Below are 17733 nucleotides of genomic sequence, written 5' to 3' on the forward strand. Positions count from 1 at the left end.
TTTATCTTGTGTCTTTGGTCTTTTGTATTTTTCCGTGCTGCAGTTCCCCTCCTTATTCATAACTCATAACTCATAACTCATAACTCATAACTCATAACTCATAACTCATAACTCATCACTCAGAACTCAGCACTCAGAACTCAGCACTCCTAACGCCCAATGCGCTATGCCCCAATTGCATTTGTATCAATATCAAATTTCTTGGCGATCGCGGCGATTATTTCTTGCTCGCGTGGTGTAGTCTTATTATCAAGCTGGGTAATTTTTTTACACTGAGCTAGCAAGGGGATGGCAAAATCACGATTTAGCTGATTGAGCAGTATATCTAAAGACTTAGGTGATTTGATATTTTGAGCAATCGCATCCAACGAGGTAGGACTGAGTTTTACAGCTTGTAATTCTGGCAAAATTTCTTCTAAAGTCTTGTCTGGATGACTAGCAAGGATCATGTGAACTAAGATTTGATCCATGACGGCTTCTTGAGCGATCGCACTTTCCAGATACTTCTCACTTTCGGCTTTTAATGTTGCTAATGTCTGTGGCGATGCCAAGGAAGTTGATTCATTCAGCTTGGTTTCGTAAAATCGACAAGCAGCATATCCCAATGAATAAATCATCGTCGCGTTTGAACTAGCTCCAATCACTGCACCCGCTAAGGGCACATTTCGCAACAACCCTAATCCTGCGGCTTTCAACAAACGCCCTCCACCCAAAGCCAACCCAAAAATTGCCAAAATTTCACCTTTACGGGCAGGATCTTTTAAATCCAACCCGTAGACAGATGCAATTTGATAAAGCATTTCTGACTGCAATTTTGTCGTTGCTGTTAAATCAATTGCCAACAATGCCACTGCTATACCTGGCAAAATACTAGTGGCTAATCCCACTGTGCCTGCTTGAGTTGCTTTTTCCAGCATGATTCGGTGAGCAATCTCGCTAGGTGATTCATTTGGATACTGTTGCTTAAGCTTTTTTACCGCCGCTTCTGCTTCTTCCAAATCAACAAGGTTAGTATCACTAATTAGCCAATTTAGATTTAACACTCCAGATAGTTTTCTAATCAGCCAATTTTCGCTGAGGCGATTTACAATCTGACCACTGCTTTGAGTTGTTTGCTCAATAAATTTGTGTGTTTCTTTGGCTGTTGCTTCTCCCACCTCTACTGCTGTGTCTAAAACTGCTTTGCCAGTTTCAGCAACATTTTGAATAAAAGACTCGAATATAGAAGGTTCATTTTCTACTGATGATTGAGTCTGAATTCCTACTTCTGATATTTCTCTGGATGAATTAACTAATTTATTCACCTCTGTTTCTTGGGGTTTGTTTGTCATTGCTTGACACCATCCTGTAAAGCCTCTCTATTTAAAGTTGTAGCGAAGTCTGAGCGGCTCTACATCCCTCTATAAGTACAATTTTTTAGAGCAAATAGAAATTATTTTGAGTCTTAACTATAGACATAGGAAGGATGACAGAGGTTCTGATTTTATAACTGATAACCTAATATCAATAACACTTTACCTTTTAGGAAAGTGAGGATTTATGGAGTCATAACGCACACTTTTATTTGCAATCTTATTTTATCAAATACTCGTAATTGGTGGCAAAGAGCAGGCTAAGGAACTCTTTGAGAGCAAGCATTTGATAGTCTCCAAAAATATGTGCTTAAGCTATTTCAGGTGGTTAGTTTTTAACTCTACCTATATCAGCTTTACTTTCTAAAAAGTCGTTAGCCTGAAGAATTTCGTAGAGATTAGTATCTTGTTCTAGCAAGCAAGCGTGTCCACAATGAGGCAATACAACTATTTTGTTATTTGGTAAGATGTTGCCTATCCGCTTTACTTCAGTTACAGAGGGCAAAAGGCGATCGCTACCACCAGCAATCAACAAAACTGGTTGAGTCAAGTGACTCAATTTTTCCTCATCAATATGAAACTCTCGCAGTAAAGACAACCGCCAAAGTACGGTTTCTGACGGGACAGAACGCATAGTTTTCAGCAAATCGTGGCGATCGCTCCGAGAAAGACGTGGCAAAGATGCTAAAAACGGCAACAACCCCAATGCGCCAACATCATACAATCCTGATGGCACTAAATAAGTGAGTTGCGATGCCCAATTCAACCAAGGACGAAGATGAAAGGATGAAGCTGGGTTAATCAGGATAATTCGTTTAAATAATTGGGGTGCTTGGATTGCGACTTTCATTGCCAAGCAACCACCAAATGACTCACCACACAAGTAAACTGGTCTCTGAGAGCTTTTTTCTAATTCAGCATCGATCAAGTCCAATACACTCTTAGCTAACACATCCCAAGAGTTAAGGTCTTTCCGGGGGAGTGCCAAACAACGGACATCAAAACCAGTTTCTAATCCAGCTGTTTGCGATCGCAATAATTGACCAGTTCCATCCATTCCTGGCAAATATACCAATAGCGGATACTCTGGTTGTACTCGTTCAGGAGTCAGGAAACAAGGATTTAGCTCAACTTCTTGGATAATCATTGGTCACTTGTACTGAGCGTAGTCGTTGGCGTAGCCTCTCGTTAGAGAAGTATTGGTCAATGGTCATTAGTCAATGGTATAAAACTTTTGGGCTGCTGATTGTTGCTGTTACGAGCTTCGCTACTTTTGAGTTCCAAATCGAATCGCTTTAATAGCAACCTTGACGCAGTAAATTGCTAATTTCACCATGACAGTGTTCTGTCAGTTCAGCCACAACAGTTCTAGCGTATTTGCCATGATATTTTTGATGATGTTGGGGCGTAATCCAATAAGGACGACCAATTAACACTGCAACCCGGCGATAAATTACCAAAGGATGCCAACCACTTTGATTAAATAAAGGTTCTGAAGGGTCAAATATACTCAAAAGCTTTAAGGGAAAGCCAGATGTGTTTACCTCTTCTAAGGAGGCGATCGCGATCGGTAAAATCGCTAAATCTTGCACATTCGCTCGCAAAGCCAAATGGGCAAATCCGCGCTGAAACTCACCCAGATGATCTGGCTGAGTAAATTTCACCATTGGTTCTGTCCCTTCTGGAAATACTCCTACCATCTGCTTGGACTGCAATAACATCTGTGACTGCGAAAAAAAGCTTTGCTGGCGGTTTTGAGTCTCCTCCAAAGGAAAACACCCCAATTGACCGGTGACAATCTCCCGCATTATTGGCACTTGCCCCATGTAGTGATGGCAAGCAAAGCGAATCGGACTTGATAACGCTGCCATTAAAATCAGTGCATCCATAAAGCTGCGGTGATTGCTGACTACCAACACGCTAGCATTCTGAGGAATCCGATCCTCATAATAGCGAAACATTTGCGTTGAGAGTGCCGCCACCAAAGCGCGAGAAATCTCTAGGGGGCTATTTCGACTCATACCTAATCAATATATTTTCCGTTAAATATGGCAGTTCACCTTAATTTAATTTTCACATTTCTTTACTATCGCCATGACCGTCTTAAGATAGAAATATCTAATCTACAAAAGTAATTAGTTTTTCTGCGTTCTCAATTATGTGTTCTTGAACACAAGAATATCTGATATAAACTATTCAAAAAAATTATGATTAGTTAATTTCTATCTTTTAGGTAAAAATGAATTTAATTGATGCATATTAAAAAACAATTTTTGACCTGATAAATTTGCTAGGATAAATACGTTATTGGAAAAAATATGAATATTATTGTATAATTGCGTGGTTTTGCCGCCAAAAGCTAAGAAGTAAAACGTTTTAATAAGTTAATTTTTATTTTCTATGAATCTAGTGAATAAAAAAGAATTGACATTTGCACTGACCACACCTCTATACTACGTAAACGATGTCCCCCATATAGGCAGTGCTTATACGACGATCGCCGCAGATGTAGTCGCGCGATTTCAGAGACTACTAGGACATAAGGTATTACTAATTACAGGTACAGATGAGCATGGGCAAAAAATTCAGCGATCGGCAGAAAGTTTAGGCAAAGCACCACAAGAGTTTTGTGATGAAATAGTTCCTAGTTTTGTAAGTTTATGGCAGTTACTAGACATTCAATACGATCGCTTTAGTCGGACTACCGCGCCTCGTCATCAAGCGATCGTTAAAGAATTCTTTGAGCGAGTATGGGAATCGGGTGATATTTACCAGGGACAACAACAAGGCTGGTACTGCGTATCCTGCGAAGAATTCAAAGAAGAACGGGATCTACTAGAAGGACACCGTTGCCCAATTCATACTAACAAAGAAGTGGAGTGGCGAGACGAACAAAACTATTTTTTCCGTTTATCTAAATATCAAACTAAGCTGACAGAATTTTATCAAGCTAAACCGGATTTTATTCAACCAGAAAGTCGGCGTAATGAAGTCCTCAGCTTTGTCAATCAAGGGCTACAAGATTTTTCTATTTCGCGAGTGAATCTAGATTGGGGTTTTCCCGTACCAGTTGATCCCAAGCATACCCTTTATGTCTGGTTTGATGCACTGCTAGGTTATGTCACAGCACTACTAGAACCAGATGCAGAACCGACTTTAGCAAATGCTTTAGAAACATGGTGGCCGATTAACCTGCACCTAATTGGTAAAGATATTCTGCGCTTCCATGCAGTTTACTGGCCAGCAATGCTGTTATCGGCTGGTTTACCCTTGCCAGAAAGAGTCTTTGGGCATGGCTTTTTGACTAAAGACGGGCAGAAGATGGGCAAAAGTCTGGGTAACACCCTTGATCCTGTGGCGTTAGTTCAGCGCTATGGTAGTGATGCCGTTCGTTATTACTTCCTTAAGGAAATCGAATTTGGCAAGGATGGAGATTTTAATGAAGTTAGGTTCATTAATGTTCTGAATGCAGATTTGGCAAATGATTTAGGTAATTTGCTCAATCGCACTTTGAGCATGGTGAAAAAGTACTGCGCCCAGAATAATGTCCCATCAATCGCCAATGAAGCAATTCCTGACGAAAATCCTTTGAAAGCAATTGGTTTACGTCTAGGGGAACAGGTAAAACAAGCATACCAAGAGCTAGCCTTCAGTCAAGCCTGCGTGGCCATACTTTCACTGGCGCAAGCCAGTAATAAGTTTATTGATGAACAAGCTCCTTGGTCATTATATAAACAGGGACAGCAGGAGGCGGTGGAAAAAGTTCTCTACGCACTTCTAGAATCAGTTAGACTAGCAGCTTATCTGCTATCCCCAATTATTCCGAACATCAGCAGCGATATTTATCAACAGCTGGGCTTTGGAATAAACTTTAACGATCAAATACAAAGTTCTATTACTGCTCCTTTTGCTACCCATGCTACATGGGGACTACTATCGAGCAAACAACAGTTAGGTACATACCAACCTGTTTTTCAGCGAATAGAACCCCCGAAAAACGATTAGTCCTTATCAAACTCTGATTTTGTTCAATTTCTTATTTTCTCAAAAAATTTATCGGGGCTTAATTTAAATTAGCCCCGGAACATTATCATAAGCCGCTGTGACTAGCATCTAAAAGTTGGTAATTTGTATCAAAAATAACAGGGATAAAAATTGAGGTATCACAATGATGTTGAATAATTTGGAAAACGATTCAATATTTACGCCAGAACAAGTTTTAGAGAATCGGGGTAGAGTCGCCATATTTATTGATGGCTCAAATTTATTTTACGCTGCACTACAACTAGGGATCGAAATCGACTACACCAAGTTATTGTGTCGATTAACAGGAGGTTCTAGACTGCTGCGTTCTTTTTTCTACACTGGTGTAGACCGGACAAACGAGAAGCAACAGGGGTTTTTGCTGTGGATGCGTCGCAATGGCTATCGAGTCATTGCTAAAGATTTAGTCCAGCTACCAGATGGCTCTAAAAAAGCTAACCTAGATGTAGAAATAGCAGTAGACATGATGGCACTAGTAGATTCTTATGATACCGCAGTTTTAGTTAGCGGTGATGGGGATTTGGCTTATGCGGTAAATTCAGTCAGCTATCGTGGCGTGCGGGTAGAAGTGGTGAGCTTGCGTTCGATGACCAGTGACAGTTTAATTAATGTCAGCGATCGCTACATTGATTTAGAAGCGATCAAAGAGGATATTCAAAAGACCCCTCGTCAAAGCTATCCATACCGGCCGTTATCTGGGATCGGCTTTTTGGAAGACCCTAGAACTAGTGATGGACATTTAGAAATCCAAGAATAATGGCGCATCAATTTCATACAAGAGGGAGATGGGGAAAGAGAAAAATTCAAAATTTCTCCTCCACTCCCTCCTTTCTTGTTTTACCTTTGGCCTTGTTCTTAATATTTGGTTTAGTCGCTTGTGAGAGCAAATCTCCCCCAGCTTCTCAACAAAATACTGAGGTTTCATCTAAATCAGATAGCGATTTGACTTTTTTTGATGTCACCCTAGAACAAGCAGATGAAGTAGGAAGACCGATTTGGAAAGTTAGGGCTAAAAAGGCAAAATACACCAAAGAAAAACAAATTGGTCAGGCTGAAAGTCCTTATGGTGAACTATACCAAGATGGCAAAGTAGTTTACCAAATCAAGGCAGATGTCGCAGACATTGAACAAGATGGGAAGCAGTTATTTCTTAAAGGTAAGATATTTGCCATAGATCCTAGTAATGGGATTGTATTGCAAGGTAATGAATTAGAATGGCGACCCAAAGAAGATTTATTGATTGTTCGTAATCAGATTAATGGTACTCATAAACAACTAAAAGCAGTGGCGCAGGAAGCGCGAGTTAAAACCCGCGAACAGCGTATGGAATTTTCGGGAGGGGTAATAGCCAATTCCACCGATCCCCAGATGCAAATGAGAACCGAGCATTTAATTTGGAATATTAAAGAAGAAAAACTGATTGGCGATCGCCCCATAGAAATTGACCGCTACAAAGATAATAAAATTAGCGATCGCGGCAAGGGAAATTCTGCTGAAGTCAACCTCAAAACAAAAATTGCCACTGTCAAACAAAATGCTCAACTAGATTTACTAGATCCACCAATGCAAATAGCTAGTAACTCTATGATCTGGAACATGAACGCAGAAACTGTCACCACAAACTCGCCTACGCGAATGTTCCAGCGTGCCGAAAACGTAACAGTGACAGCTAATCAAGGTGAAATGAAAATACCACAAAAAATCGTTTATTTGACAGGAAACGTCAACGCCGTTGGGCAGCGTCGCCAGTCTCTGAGATCCAATACATTAACTTGGTATTTAGATAATAAGTTAGTTGAAGCTCAAGGAAATGTCACTTATCGACAAGTTGATCCACCATTAAATTTTGTCGGTGAAACAGCCGTTGGTAATCTGCAAACAGAAAATATTGTTGTTAAAGGCGGCAGCTCTAGCGGTAGGGTAGTAACAGAGATTATTCCCCAAGAAAGAGCCAATCGTCGGTAGTAAACTTAGGGGAGTAGGGAGTGAAGAGTAAGAAGTCTTTGAACTCGGTTAACAAGTGTCTGAGTTTAGATGAACAATTCCTTGAGAGAAATGAACAAAATTCCAACTCTCCCTTATCTTTCTCATCCACCCACTCCCCACTCATAAATTTTGGTCGAGTACTAGGCTACGATCTTGGTATTACAAGTCCTCTGATAACCCATGAATGGATCAAACCAATTAGGTAAGGAATTCTTGCCAACATCCCAGCAAGTAGAACATTCCCACGATCGCGATACAGACTACGAGCATACAGATCATACTTATGGAACTGGAGAGTTGCCTCATCCTCACGTCCATAGCGAAGAGTCTTTACGGCGAATTGTCAATCGATTATCACGTATAGAAGGACATGTTCGTGGTATTAAGACAATGGTGCAGCAAAGTACCCCTTGTCCTGATGTTTTACTGCAAATTGCCGCAGTGCGCGGCGCATTGGATCGAGTCGCACGAATTGTTTTGGATGAACATTTAACTGAGTGTATTGGTAGAGCGGCACAAGAGGGTAATATTGACGTTGAAATTAAACAGTTAAAAGCTGCTTTAGATCGATTTTTACCTTAATAATAAAATAATTTAGAATGCATTCGCCGAATTCGTGATGTAGGAGCAGCAATACATCAGAATTCAATAGTGCATCCTGAAGTTTACCACGCTAACATCAGCTTGCGAAGTGATCATAAACCTATTTTAATAGACTTTCCTTTATTCTCTCGTCAAAAAAAACAAAAAAGCTTATTTTGTAAGATAATACTCTGTGCAAAAACGATAGTTTTTAGCTAAACTATGCTCCGAAAAAATTATCAATTTCATTATTCTTTAATTGGCACTTTAGATAAACCACTAATTATTTTTTTGCATGGCTTTATGGGAAATATTGACGAATTTGATGAAGCCATAAAATTACTATTTGACGAATTTTCCTATCTAACACTTGACCTACCTGGACATGGTAAAACTCAAGTCTTTGGTGGAAATGAGTATTATACAATGGCAAATACTGCTCATGCTTTAATCAACTTACTGGATGAGTTAAAAATTGCTAAATGCTTCTTAGTTGGTTATTCAATGGGTGGGAGATTGGCTTTATACCTTACCATGTATTTTCCAGAACGTTTTCATAAAGTTGTGCTAGAGTCAGCTTCCCCAGGCTTGCCAACAGAAGCAGAACGATTAGAACGCATTAAAATTGATACACAAATAGGTAGAAAATTAACAATAAGCATTGAAAAAAATGATTTTATTGCTTTTCTAGCAAATTGGTATAATCAGACGATTTTTGGTAATCTAAAAAATCATCCAGAATACGATCGCATGGTACAAAGCCGATTGCAGAACGATCCACAGGAATTAGATAAATCGCTGCGTTTCATGGGTACTGGATGCCAACCTTCTTTATGGGAAATTCTCAAAAATAATAAAATTCCTATTCTTTTGCTAACTGGTGAATATGATGAAAAATTTATCTCTATTAATATAAAAATGACTAAAATATGTGAATTTATCCAGATAAAAATAATTAGTAATGCTGGACATAATATTCATTTTGAAAATACCTCAGCATTTGTGAAAAATATCAAAGATTTTTTCTTTGCAACAAGTTAAAAATTAGAATAACTTCACTACTTCTTTACTGCCTTCCTAGAAGGAGTTGGGGATGGTATCGAATTTGGGGTTTTTGGTTGCTTTGCTGCCGTTAATTCCTCTTGCAACATTTTCTGATAAACCTTAGGTAAAGAGCTACTAACAGAATTAGTTTCTATGCCATATCCCAGACTTGTCCAGGTGGGAGAAAGTCGCCGCAAAACTTCATTTAACTTTCCCTGACGCAACAGTTGAGAAAGATCAGTTCCCCAAACTTTAGGATCATTTAACCAACGGTAAACTACTATATCTTGATATTCTGCTTCAAAACTATAAGCAGTCCAAAACATCATCTGCATCGGCTTAGGGTGATAACGTGGGGCTAAACGATACCAAGTAACGTTGATAATTTGATATCTGCCAGCAGCAGTAGAACAATTACCTGTGTTGGGGCCTGTGACAATTGTGACGCATATCTCAGGATGTCGGCTGAGGTCATTGACTTGCTGTCCACCGTATAACAGCGAATAGGGACGGTTTCCACTAGCCTCACTCGCCGAGATAGTTCGCATTAAAGCGCGGATATAGGGATCGCCCTGTTTCATGACCAAAGGCGGCTGTTTATTTTCAAAGATGGGATCAGAAGGCGATCGCAAGTCTCCAATATACCATTGCAACAAATATACAAAGCCGAGAAGCGCGGCTATTGGGCCAATAAGTTTTTCAACACCTTTGAATTCAAAGCCTTTCAGAGTCTAACTCCTTCAAATTCGCTCTCTTTGCTAACAAAATCATCGACGAACTCATTTTGGCAAAGTTCACCAGCGCTTCACTCAAGTTAAAAGTGAGGAGTAGAGATACGATTAATCGCGTTTCTACTCCTCACTTTTTCCTCAAACGACGTTAGCAAATAATTCCCCAAAAGTTTTAGAGGTAGCTTCAGGTTTAGCAACAATTTCGACAATTTTATTGCGTGCATCTGCTTCAAACAGCGCCTCAACAGCAACTTGGGCGACTTTTTGCCTGGGGATGCTACCGTCAAACAATGTATCTGCACTCTGCATCACGATCGCATCGGAATTATCTTCATTTTTCAAGCCACCAGGCCGCACAATCGTATAAGTAAGACCACTTTTCTGGATATACTCTTCAGCTTGTTTTTTCCATAACAAAATCAGCCAAAACAAGTTCAGGGGATGGAAAAGCTGGGAAGTACACAAAGATGAAACCAAGACAAAATGCTCAATTCCCTTGTTTTTAGCAGTATCTACTAAATTTCTAGTGCCTTCAAAATCCACTTTATAGGGCCCAGTGGGGTCAAAGCTAGGTTTTGCGCCAGTCGCAACTAACACAACTGTGCTATCTCCCAACGCCGTAGTTAAACTTTCTGGTTGTAATACGTCGCCTACGACTAATTCGACTTCAGGAGACAGAATACCCTTAGCTTTCTCTATATCCCGCACCAAGGCTCGGACGGGAATATTCCGCGCTATCAATTCTTGCACAATCCGGCGACCTGTTTCACCTGTTGCCCCTGCTACAAATGCTTTCATGAGAAATGCTATCCTGGGAAACTATTGTGTGCTTGTTCAGTTCTTTATTTTAGTAATTCTATGGAGCTGATGGCAGATTAATGAGGTTTCAGTCAAAATGGGATCTGAATGCGAAATGACCCAGGTGTGTGGGGAATCATTAATATAGACCAACGCCAAAATATACAGTAATGCATTTATGCTCTCAAGAAAAGGCGAATATAAATCCTGGGAAATAACAGAAGCAGTTTTACCTGTAGTGTCTACTCAAGAAGCCGAGGACACATTAACAGAAGTAAATGTAGCGACGCTGACAAAATTTTACGGTCGTTACGAAGATTTTATGGAAATGGCTGCCCCAGTGGAGAAAGTTGCTGAGTATCTCAACGCTCATGCCTCATGGTTTTCGCGTTGCGCTGAACCTATGAAGGTACAATCACTTGGGGAAAATGGCTATGCTTTAACAATTGGTCGTTTTGGTTCTTTTGGCTATGAAGTAGAACCGAAAATTGGTTTAGAATTGTTGCCTCCAGATGAGGGTATTTACCGCATCCGTACAATTCCCATTCCTGACTACCAACCGCCTGGTTATGACGTAGACTATCGCGCATCTCTAGAGTTAAAAGAAACCGATGTTTCCACTAGCATTGGTAAGGTTACAAGAGTTGAATGGGAATTAGATTTGATAGTTTATCTTCACTTTCCTCGGTTTATTCAGCGATTACCCAAGTCTATAATTCAATCTACAGGCGATCGCTTACTTAACCAAATTGTCCGCCAAGTTTCCCGCCGCTTAACTCGCAAAGTTCAGGAAGATTTTCATAAATCTTTGGAAATACCTTTTCCTGCTAATTTTAAGCAAAAGCGTTGAGTCAATAGTCAGTTAACAGTTATCGTCTGTTAACTGACAAATAACTTACAGACTATGCTTGAGTGAGAATTCTTTGGACAATTTGCACGCCAGTAACAGCCTGCCAAGCAAAAAGTCCCAAAAGGGTGAAATTTATCAAAATGTGAGTTGCACGCGCCCAATTTGCCCCTTTCTGCATATAAGGGGACAAAGCAGCAGAAAATGCAATTAGACTCGTCATGCCAAGTCCCGCCAGCAGGTGAGGCGCGACAAATAACTTACCATTATTGATGTAAGTGACAGCCATCCCACCAATCGCACCTGCCACCATCAAAGCTAGGAGTATAGAACCGATTTGGTAGTGTCTGACGTTATATCTACCTTTAATGAGTTCTTTCTTTTCTTCTCCCTGAGCATTTCTGGTACGCTGTACTTGCAGCCCCAAGTAGGCAGCATAAATCGAGAGTACTAATAGCGCCCACATGAGCACCGGATGGAAGAAGTTCAGCCAATATTTCACCGACGTAGAAAGTTCCAGACTCATCGTGTTCTCCCCTAATTAATTATTAAATATTTATAAAAATTAGCATAACTCTATTTTCTGTGCTTAATGTTGCACAAATTATAAAGAGACTCTTGTATATTCCTGACTATTTTCCTTCACCCTCTTGCCAAAGTGGATAAACAATCTCAGACTAAATTTTGAGGGTAGACGAACAAACCCCCTGTGTGGGATCTCATTCATGACTGAAAACAACGATACTTTGCTGCTAAAAGCTGCTAAAAGTGGCGATATCAAGGGGCTATGTGCGTTACTGGCTGCTGGTGCAAGGGTGGACGCGTGCGATCGCCTTGGCACCACAGCATTAATGTTTGCTGCTAATTTAGGCTATACCGAAATTGTGCGATCGCTGCTGGATGCTGGGGCAAATATCAACTTGCCCAGAAAACTCTATGGTTTGACGGCTTTGATGTTGGCTACTAGTGCCAAACAACTTGACATTGTGCAACTTTTATTGTCCAGAGGTGCTGATGTTAATGCCACTAATGAAGATGGCAGCACAGCTTTAATGGCAGCAGTACTCAAAGGTTATATCGATATAGTGCGAGTTTTATTGGCTGCTGGTGCCCAAGTTAATATCATAGATAAAGATGATGATACTGCGTTAAAACTTGCCGTTAAGCAGGGAAAAATAGAAGTTTTACAAGCAATTCTCCAAACTGATGTCGATGTCAATATCCCAAATGAAGAGGGTGAGACACTCTTAATGCTAGCGGCAGACTTGGGACATCTGGAGATTGTGGAAGCACTGCTAGCAGCAGGGGCTGATGTGAATCTGAAAAACCCTGATGGTGGAACTGCCCTATCGGCGGCGGCAGCAGCTGGACATAGTGCGATTGCAGCAGCTTTACTAGATCGAGGTGCCGAAATTAATCTCCAAGACCAAGATGGTGAAACCGCCTTACACCTTGCCGTTGTGGAAGGTTACATTGATGTCGTGCAAGTGTTACTTAACAAAGGCGCAAATGTTCACATTAGCAACCACCTGGGTGATACACCACTGCTTGTAGCAGCATTGCAAGGACATAGCCAAATTGTCGAGGCACTACTGCGTTCTGGAGGAGATATTAATGGAAAAAATCTCGGTGAAGTACCTTTGACGTTGGCTGCATCACAAGGACACACCCAAACAGTGAAAGTGTTGTTAGACTATGATGCTGATGTTAACATTCCGGGAGATAATGGCAAAACTGCTTTGATCAAAGCAACCGAACGTAAGCACACAGAGATTATCCATTTGTTGCTGGCAAAGGGGGCAGATGTGAATTTTCAAGACTCAGCGAAGGCAACATCACTGATGTGGGCTGCCTCAGCAGGTTATAACGAAATTGTGCAGGTATTACTCCAAGCTGGGGCAAATGTGAATTTGAAAAACCGGGGTGGTTATACTGCTTTGATGATTGCAGAATTTAATGGTTATAAGAATGTAGTGCGGAGTCTGCAAAAAGCTGGAGCGCAAGAATAGAATAGCCATCTAAATTCTTTATCTAAAATATTTTCAGAAATATCTTGACAACTCATTAAATGAAGGTAAACAAATTGAATACTTAGGGAGTTTATAACAACCAGTTCTAAACTTAAAAAACAAAGAAAGCAAAACTCCGTCGTAGCTGTTGTGAACTTGCTACGGCGGAGAAAGTAAAAATTAAAACGCTAAGAGGGAGCAGGCTAAATGCTTGCGTCACAAGGATAGAAAGAAAGCAAAAATGAAGAAGTAAATTTACCTTTTACTATTTACCTTGTACCTTTTACTTTTTACCTGCTCTCCCCCTTAGCGTTTCCTACTGTGCTAGATGTGCAAAATATATAGTTTTTACTTGAACAGAAAAGTATTCTAAGGATCATTTTTGATGTATTATCCTAAAGGGGAAATACAAACAACTAACTAAGAAAGGTTGATGTGCAACCATTTAGGCGATCGCTACGGCAATTCCCATAAAAAATAAATAAAAAATTAAATTTCATAGAATCACTGTGGTAAATACGAAGTGAAGCAATCTCCAAACCCTTGCTTTTTCAACACGAAGCTGTAGAAGTTCCGCCTAATACTCCTGATTGGATACTCAATGAAAGCGATGTCTACGGTGGTCACTGAATCTCGACTTCGCTCGATTTCCGCGTAGCCGAAGTGCGGGCTACGCCTACGCGATTGGGAATTTTTGGTGATTTGACAAACCCCTACGAGGGCTAAGGCTTTCTTTGTTGTTGCGTAAAATAAAAGCTCCTCACTACTAATATAGGGTGGGCAATGCCCACCCTAATACTTTTGATTATTTTTTGTGCGACTATAACGGACGGTAGACGCGATAGTTGATTTTGGGGAAGATATTATCCATTAATTCGACTTTTTCCAACCAACCACTGTCAACTTTGCCAACTTTAACGTCTTCATAGAGCTTATTAAACCGCATTAGGTGCGATCGCGTCCGTCTGACTGCATAAGGTACCATAGTTCCCGTCCGCATAATAAAAGCCCAGTCGGAAGATTGTGCTAATAACAATTCCCGCGCTGCTTGGTTCAATGCTTTTTCTGCCAACTCATCCTCTGGTTCCAAGTGTGAAATTTCAATCATCCGTTCAGCCGCTTTGTGCAAATGCGGATAAACCCACGCATTCGTTTCATTCAACCAATATTCGTGGAAACCTTTGAAACCCCAACTCGACTGCGAAGGACGACAGACTTGCTGAGTTGGCTGCTCACGCAGATAGTCTGCTAAATGAGTCATTTGATATGTTCCTTGGTCATACCACGACTTGCGGAATAAGTAATCGATGAACCAAGGGCCTTCATACCACCAATGTCCAAATAACTCTGCGTCATAAGGCGAAACGATAATTGGCGGTCGTTGCATTATACCATAGAGATGTTCAGATTGTCGCTCTCGATTATACATAAAGTTAGCAGCGTGTTCTGCTGCCTTCTCCCTAGCCCAATATGGATCGTAGAGCGCCTTATCTGATAGACCTAAACCACGCCCTGTAATTTTGTGATACTTAATGCCCGTATTTTTCCGTTGACCATTAGGCATGATGTAGGGCTTGATGTACTCATATTCTGCTTCCCAGCCCAAATCCTTGTAAAATTCCCGATATTCCGCCGCCCCAGGATAGCCAACCTCAGAAGACCATACCTGTTGGGAAGATTCATGATCTCGACCAAAGACAGCAACGCCAGTTTCTGTATAAATTGGGGCATAAGTCCCAAAGCGCGGCCGGGGACGGGCGTAAAGGATGCCATGCCCATCAGTGAGAAAGTAGCGTAACCCAGCATCGGCTAGCATCCGCTCTAAGCCTTCATAGTAGGCGCATTCAGGCAACCAAATGCCTCTGGGTGCTTGTCCAAAGGTTTGCTCATAATGTTCGCAGGCTACCTGAATTTGCGCCCACACTGCTTGCGGATACATTTTCATCAACGGTAAATAGCCGTGAGTAGCGCCGCAAGTAATGATTTCCAGGTTGTTACTGTCTTGGAACTTCTTAAAAGCTGTCACCAAGTCACCGCCGTAGCGTTCCCATAGCTGACGCGCTTCGCTAAACTCAGTAACGTAATGTTCGGCTAAATAACGAAGATGTCCGTTGTTGACATTATGTTCTGCTTCTAGTGCTATAAGTTCTTCTAATTGAGCTAAGTGTGCTTCATAGCGTTCTTGAAGCAGAGGATCGCGAAGCATTGACACTAAAGGGGGTGTCATACTCATCGTGATTTTAAAGTCGATACCGTCTCGCTTTAAGCCTTCAAATACTTTCAATAAAGGGATGTAGGTTTCTGTAATGGCTTCATAGAGCCATTCTTCCTCCAGCACGTAGTCACTTTCCGGGTGACGAACGAAGGGCAGATGTGCGTGGAGTACAAGCGCGACGTAGCCAATAGCCATAGTGATTTTGGGGTGATACTTGTAAGTTGAAGGTCGAGAGGTTTGGCAGAAATTAACAATATTTTAAGACTTTATGGGGATTGTAAAGTAGATTTATAACAGTTTTCAATTAACAAATCTGGGTGTTTAAGTCTTCTGCTTCTAAAAGCGGCAAGGCAAATTTTTTGGCGAGCTGCGAGGTGAGCGTTGAGTCGAACGCCTCAATTTCTGTGACAAAACTTAATTATAAATTGCGAATTATTTTGTCGAATGGTTTAAATCCACTTTTGAAATTCTCTTTTCTACAAGACGCGCGCGTAGCTTGTTTCCCTGTAAGGGTACAAATTTTGAATTTGGAATTTTGCCTTCTTCAGTGAAGTTGAGTTTGAGAGGATGTCTGAGAAGTATCAAATATTTGTTGCTCCCCCCTAACCCAATACGCTTGGGTTTAAGCAAATTTATCTGTTACGGCCGGCTGGTCTGTTAAGGCAGGCAGGGGAGGCAGGGGAAGCAGGGGGAGAGAAAAAAGCTTAACTGAACTGTATTGCCCCCTAACCCCCTTCAAAAGGCTACGGTGTACACACAAGTCCTAAAAACCTAGCTTGATTGGGCTTAACTCATTCTTATACAAAGTATCGGAACGAGAGAAATAGCATTGTTAGTCAATGTAATGCCATTGTTAGTCGATGCAATGCCATTGTTAGTCGATGTAATGCCATTGTTATTCGATGCAATGCCATTGTTAGTCGATGCAATGCCATTGCAGGTTAAGAAACTTGTGTGTACACCGTAGCTTCAAAAGGGGGGAATAAGAGTCTTAAAGTCCCCCAATTGATCGGGGATTTAGGGGGATCTCCAAGGGTTAGGTATATACAAAAAACTTTTCAGACATCCTTTGAAGAGCAATGCCTACGCTAGAATTATGCAAAAAATGCTGAACTCGAAGCCCGAAACCTGGAAACAATGATGATGTGATTTCGCGATCGACCAGCGAGTCGAGATTCAACTACCGCGCAGTCGTTGTGTCCCCGGTTTTCACTCCTTAATTCAGGAATCAAATCGGATTACTATAGTATTATTTTTCCATACCTAGTTTAGAGAGAAAATTCTATTTTTCAGAATATTTGCTCAGGATCAATACCTGCGGCTTGTAAACGTTCTGCCAATATTGCGACCCGTTGACGTTCTTGTTCTAGTTGTTGATTTGTTTGCTCTAACTGTTGATTTGCCTGCTCTAACTGTTGGTTTACCTGCTCTAACTGTTGATTGGATTCTTCCTCTGGCAACATCACCAGCTGTCCATCTGGTGTAAAGAAGCGTAATTTGCCCAAATATACTGCCAAATACAGCCCTAACTGCTGACTCCACAACCAACCTGACTCAGTGGGTACAAGGTCTTGATATTGCCCATCAATTAAGTGAAATCCCTGGAATTCTAGGTTATTTGGATCAAACCAAAAGTAATCTGGAGTGCGAAATGTATTTTGGTATATTTGCTTTTTCAAACCTTTATCAACCGAGGCAGTGGAATTAGATAATAGTTCAATAATCACATTGGGGTATTTGCCGTCTTCTTGCCACACAACCCAGCTTTTGCGGTCTTTTTTCTCTGTATCTAAAACCACAAAGAAATCCGGCCCACGAAATTCTTCTGACTTTTTCTGGTTGGGACTAAAATAGATTGTCAGGTTGCCGGTAGCATAAAAATCCTGATGATCGCGCCACCACGATTTAATCAGGCGGATGAGTAAATCAATTTGTTCGCGGTGTAAGTCAGATTCCAAGGGGGGTTCGTCACTATAGATATCACCTGGTGGGAAAATTATACTCTCAGTGACATCTTGTAAACTAGGGGTGGTGGCAAGGGGCTGAGACATACAAGATACTTTTTCTATTTGTATATATGCTATCGTGACCAACCTTTGCATTATGAATGCGTAAGCGCAGCCCG

16 protein-coding genes are annotated in these 17733 nt (G+C 41.0%); 8 read left to right on the forward strand and 8 right to left on the reverse strand.

The genetic code is table 11. The annotated features are described in order from the left end of the window. Positions 1-164: 164 nt before the first annotated feature. The 3 genes from RMX98_RS23580 to RMX98_RS23590 form a co-directional block, all read right to left on the reverse strand. Positions 165-1331 carry an EcsC family protein gene (locus RMX98_RS23580; RefSeq protein WP_322679249.1) on the reverse strand — a complete coding sequence of 389 codons (1167 nt, stop codon included), beginning with the start codon at positions 1329-1331 and terminating at the stop codon, positions 165-167. A gap of 349 nt (positions 1332-1680) precedes the next feature. Continuing rightward, on the reverse strand, positions 1681-2499 hold the full coding sequence (locus RMX98_RS23585; protein WP_322679248.1) for an alpha/beta hydrolase: 819 nt from the start codon (positions 2497-2499) through the stop codon (positions 1681-1683). Positions 2500-2647: 148 nt separating this feature from the next. Continuing rightward, positions 2648-3373 carry a 1-acyl-sn-glycerol-3-phosphate acyltransferase gene (locus RMX98_RS23590; RefSeq protein WP_322679247.1) on the reverse strand — a complete coding sequence of 242 codons (726 nt, stop codon included), beginning with the start codon at positions 3371-3373 and terminating at the stop codon, positions 2648-2650. Positions 3374-3752: 379 nt separating this feature from the next. Here RMX98_RS23590 and metG point away from each other — a divergent pair, with 379 nt between their 5' ends. From metG to menH, 5 genes are all read left to right on the forward strand, one after another. Continuing rightward, positions 3753-5357 (forward strand): methionine--tRNA ligase, encoded by a 1605-nt coding sequence (gene metG / locus RMX98_RS23595; protein WP_322679246.1) that lies wholly within the window; start codon positions 3753-3755, stop codon positions 5355-5357. Between the two features lie 166 nt (positions 5358-5523). Then, a complete protein-coding gene (locus RMX98_RS23600; RefSeq protein WP_094348455.1) occupies positions 5524-6153 on the forward strand; it encodes an NYN domain-containing protein in 630 nt (209 codons plus the stop codon). Continuing rightward, on the forward strand, positions 6153-7361 hold the full coding sequence (gene lptC, locus RMX98_RS23605; protein WP_322679245.1) for an LPS export ABC transporter periplasmic protein LptC: 1209 nt from the start codon (positions 6153-6155) through the stop codon (positions 7359-7361). Before RMX98_RS23600 ends, lptC begins: the two co-directional genes overlap by 1 nt. A gap of 201 nt (positions 7362-7562) precedes the next feature. Next, positions 7563-7964 (forward strand): metal-sensitive transcriptional regulator, encoded by a 402-nt coding sequence (locus RMX98_RS23610; protein ID WP_322679244.1) that lies wholly within the window; start codon positions 7563-7565, stop codon positions 7962-7964. 222 nt (positions 7965-8186) lie between these two features. Further along, a complete protein-coding gene (gene menH, locus RMX98_RS23615; protein ID WP_322679243.1) occupies positions 8187-9005 on the forward strand; it encodes a 2-succinyl-6-hydroxy-2,4-cyclohexadiene-1-carboxylate synthase in 819 nt (272 codons plus the stop codon). Positions 9006-9022: 17 nt separating this feature from the next. On the opposite strand, the gene RMX98_RS23620 is transcribed toward menH, so the two are convergent. Together RMX98_RS23620 and RMX98_RS23625 are read right to left on the reverse strand one after the other, a co-directional pair. Beyond that, positions 9023-9664: a glycoside hydrolase family protein gene (locus tag RMX98_RS23620; protein WP_322679242.1), complete on the reverse strand. Its 642-nt coding sequence runs from the start codon at positions 9662-9664 to the stop codon at positions 9023-9025. 213 nt (positions 9665-9877) lie between these two features. Further along, entirely contained in the window at positions 9878-10537 is a 660-nt protein-coding gene (locus RMX98_RS23625; protein WP_322679241.1) for an NAD(P)H-binding protein, read from the reverse strand. 178 nt (positions 10538-10715) lie between these two features. On the opposite strand from RMX98_RS23625, the gene RMX98_RS23630 reads away from it, so the two are divergent. Next, positions 10716-11387, forward strand: a complete 672-nt coding sequence (locus RMX98_RS23630; protein ID WP_322679240.1) for a DUF1997 domain-containing protein — start codon at positions 10716-10718, stop codon at positions 11385-11387. Positions 11388-11439: 52 nt separating this feature from the next. Here RMX98_RS23630 and RMX98_RS23635 read toward each other — a convergent pair whose 3' ends face one another. Beyond that, entirely contained in the window at positions 11440-11910 is a 471-nt protein-coding gene (locus tag RMX98_RS23635; RefSeq protein WP_322679239.1) for a DUF4079 domain-containing protein, read from the reverse strand. A gap of 199 nt (positions 11911-12109) precedes the next feature. Here RMX98_RS23635 and RMX98_RS23640 point away from each other — a divergent pair, with 199 nt between their 5' ends. Then, complete coding sequence (locus tag RMX98_RS23640; RefSeq protein ID WP_322679238.1) at positions 12110-13393, forward strand: ankyrin repeat domain-containing protein; 1284 nt, start codon at positions 12110-12112, stop codon at positions 13391-13393. Positions 13394-14213: 820 nt separating this feature from the next. Here RMX98_RS23640 and RMX98_RS23645 read toward each other — a convergent pair. Continuing rightward, positions 14214-15803: a glycoside hydrolase family 57 protein gene (locus tag RMX98_RS23645; protein ID WP_322679237.1), complete on the reverse strand. Its 1590-nt coding sequence runs from the start codon at positions 15801-15803 to the stop codon at positions 14214-14216. Between the two features lie 634 nt (positions 15804-16437). Between RMX98_RS23645 and RMX98_RS23650 the strand changes: the two genes are divergently transcribed. Beyond that, positions 16438-16575 (forward strand): hypothetical protein, encoded by a 138-nt coding sequence (locus RMX98_RS23650; RefSeq protein ID WP_322679236.1) that lies wholly within the window; start codon positions 16438-16440, stop codon positions 16573-16575. Between the two features lie 322 nt (positions 16576-16897). On the opposite strand, the gene RMX98_RS23655 is transcribed toward RMX98_RS23650, so the two are convergent. Continuing rightward, entirely contained in the window at positions 16898-17659 is a 762-nt protein-coding gene (locus RMX98_RS23655) for a Uma2 family endonuclease (protein WP_322679235.1), read from the reverse strand. Positions 17660-17733 lie beyond the last annotated feature (74 nt).

The organism is Nostoc sp. DedQUE02, from assembly GCF_034531035.1.
GTDB lineage: Bacteria > Cyanobacteriota > Cyanobacteriia > Cyanobacteriales > Nostocaceae > Nostoc.

Excerpts from the sequence above, each read along its gene's own strand:
- RMX98_RS23580 (WP_322679249.1), bottom strand. The coding sequence starts at position 1,331 with ATGACAAACAAACCCCAAGAAACAGAGGTGAATAAATTAGTTAATTCA.
- RMX98_RS23585 (WP_322679248.1), bottom strand. The coding sequence starts at position 2,499 with ATGATTATCCAAGAAGTTGAGCTAAATCCTTGTTTCCTGACTCCTGAA.
- RMX98_RS23590 (WP_322679247.1), bottom strand. The coding sequence starts at position 3,373 with ATGAGTCGAAATAGCCCCCTAGAGATTTCTCGCGCTTTGGTGGCGGCA.
- metG (WP_322679246.1), top strand. The coding sequence starts at position 3,753 with ATGAATCTAGTGAATAAAAAAGAATTGACATTTGCACTGACCACACCT.
- RMX98_RS23600 (WP_094348455.1), top strand. The coding sequence starts at position 5,524 with ATGTTGAATAATTTGGAAAACGATTCAATATTTACGCCAGAACAAGTT.
- lptC (WP_322679245.1), top strand. The coding sequence starts at position 6,153 with ATGGCGCATCAATTTCATACAAGAGGGAGATGGGGAAAGAGAAAAATT.
- RMX98_RS23610 (WP_322679244.1), top strand. The coding sequence starts at position 7,563 with ATGAATGGATCAAACCAATTAGGTAAGGAATTCTTGCCAACATCCCAG.
- menH (WP_322679243.1), top strand. The coding sequence starts at position 8,187 with ATGCTCCGAAAAAATTATCAATTTCATTATTCTTTAATTGGCACTTTA.
- RMX98_RS23625 (WP_322679241.1), bottom strand. The coding sequence starts at position 10,537 with ATGAAAGCATTTGTAGCAGGGGCAACAGGTGAAACAGGTCGCCGGATT.
- RMX98_RS23630 (WP_322679240.1), top strand. The coding sequence starts at position 10,716 with ATGCTCTCAAGAAAAGGCGAATATAAATCCTGGGAAATAACAGAAGCA.
- RMX98_RS23635 (WP_322679239.1), bottom strand. The coding sequence starts at position 11,910 with ATGAGTCTGGAACTTTCTACGTCGGTGAAATATTGGCTGAACTTCTTC.
- RMX98_RS23640 (WP_322679238.1), top strand. The coding sequence starts at position 12,110 with ATGACTGAAAACAACGATACTTTGCTGCTAAAAGCTGCTAAAAGTGGC.
- RMX98_RS23645 (WP_322679237.1), bottom strand. The coding sequence starts at position 15,803 with ATGGCTATTGGCTACGTCGCGCTTGTACTCCACGCACATCTGCCCTTC.
- RMX98_RS23655 (WP_322679235.1), bottom strand. The coding sequence starts at position 17,659 with ATGTCTCAGCCCCTTGCCACCACCCCTAGTTTACAAGATGTCACTGAG.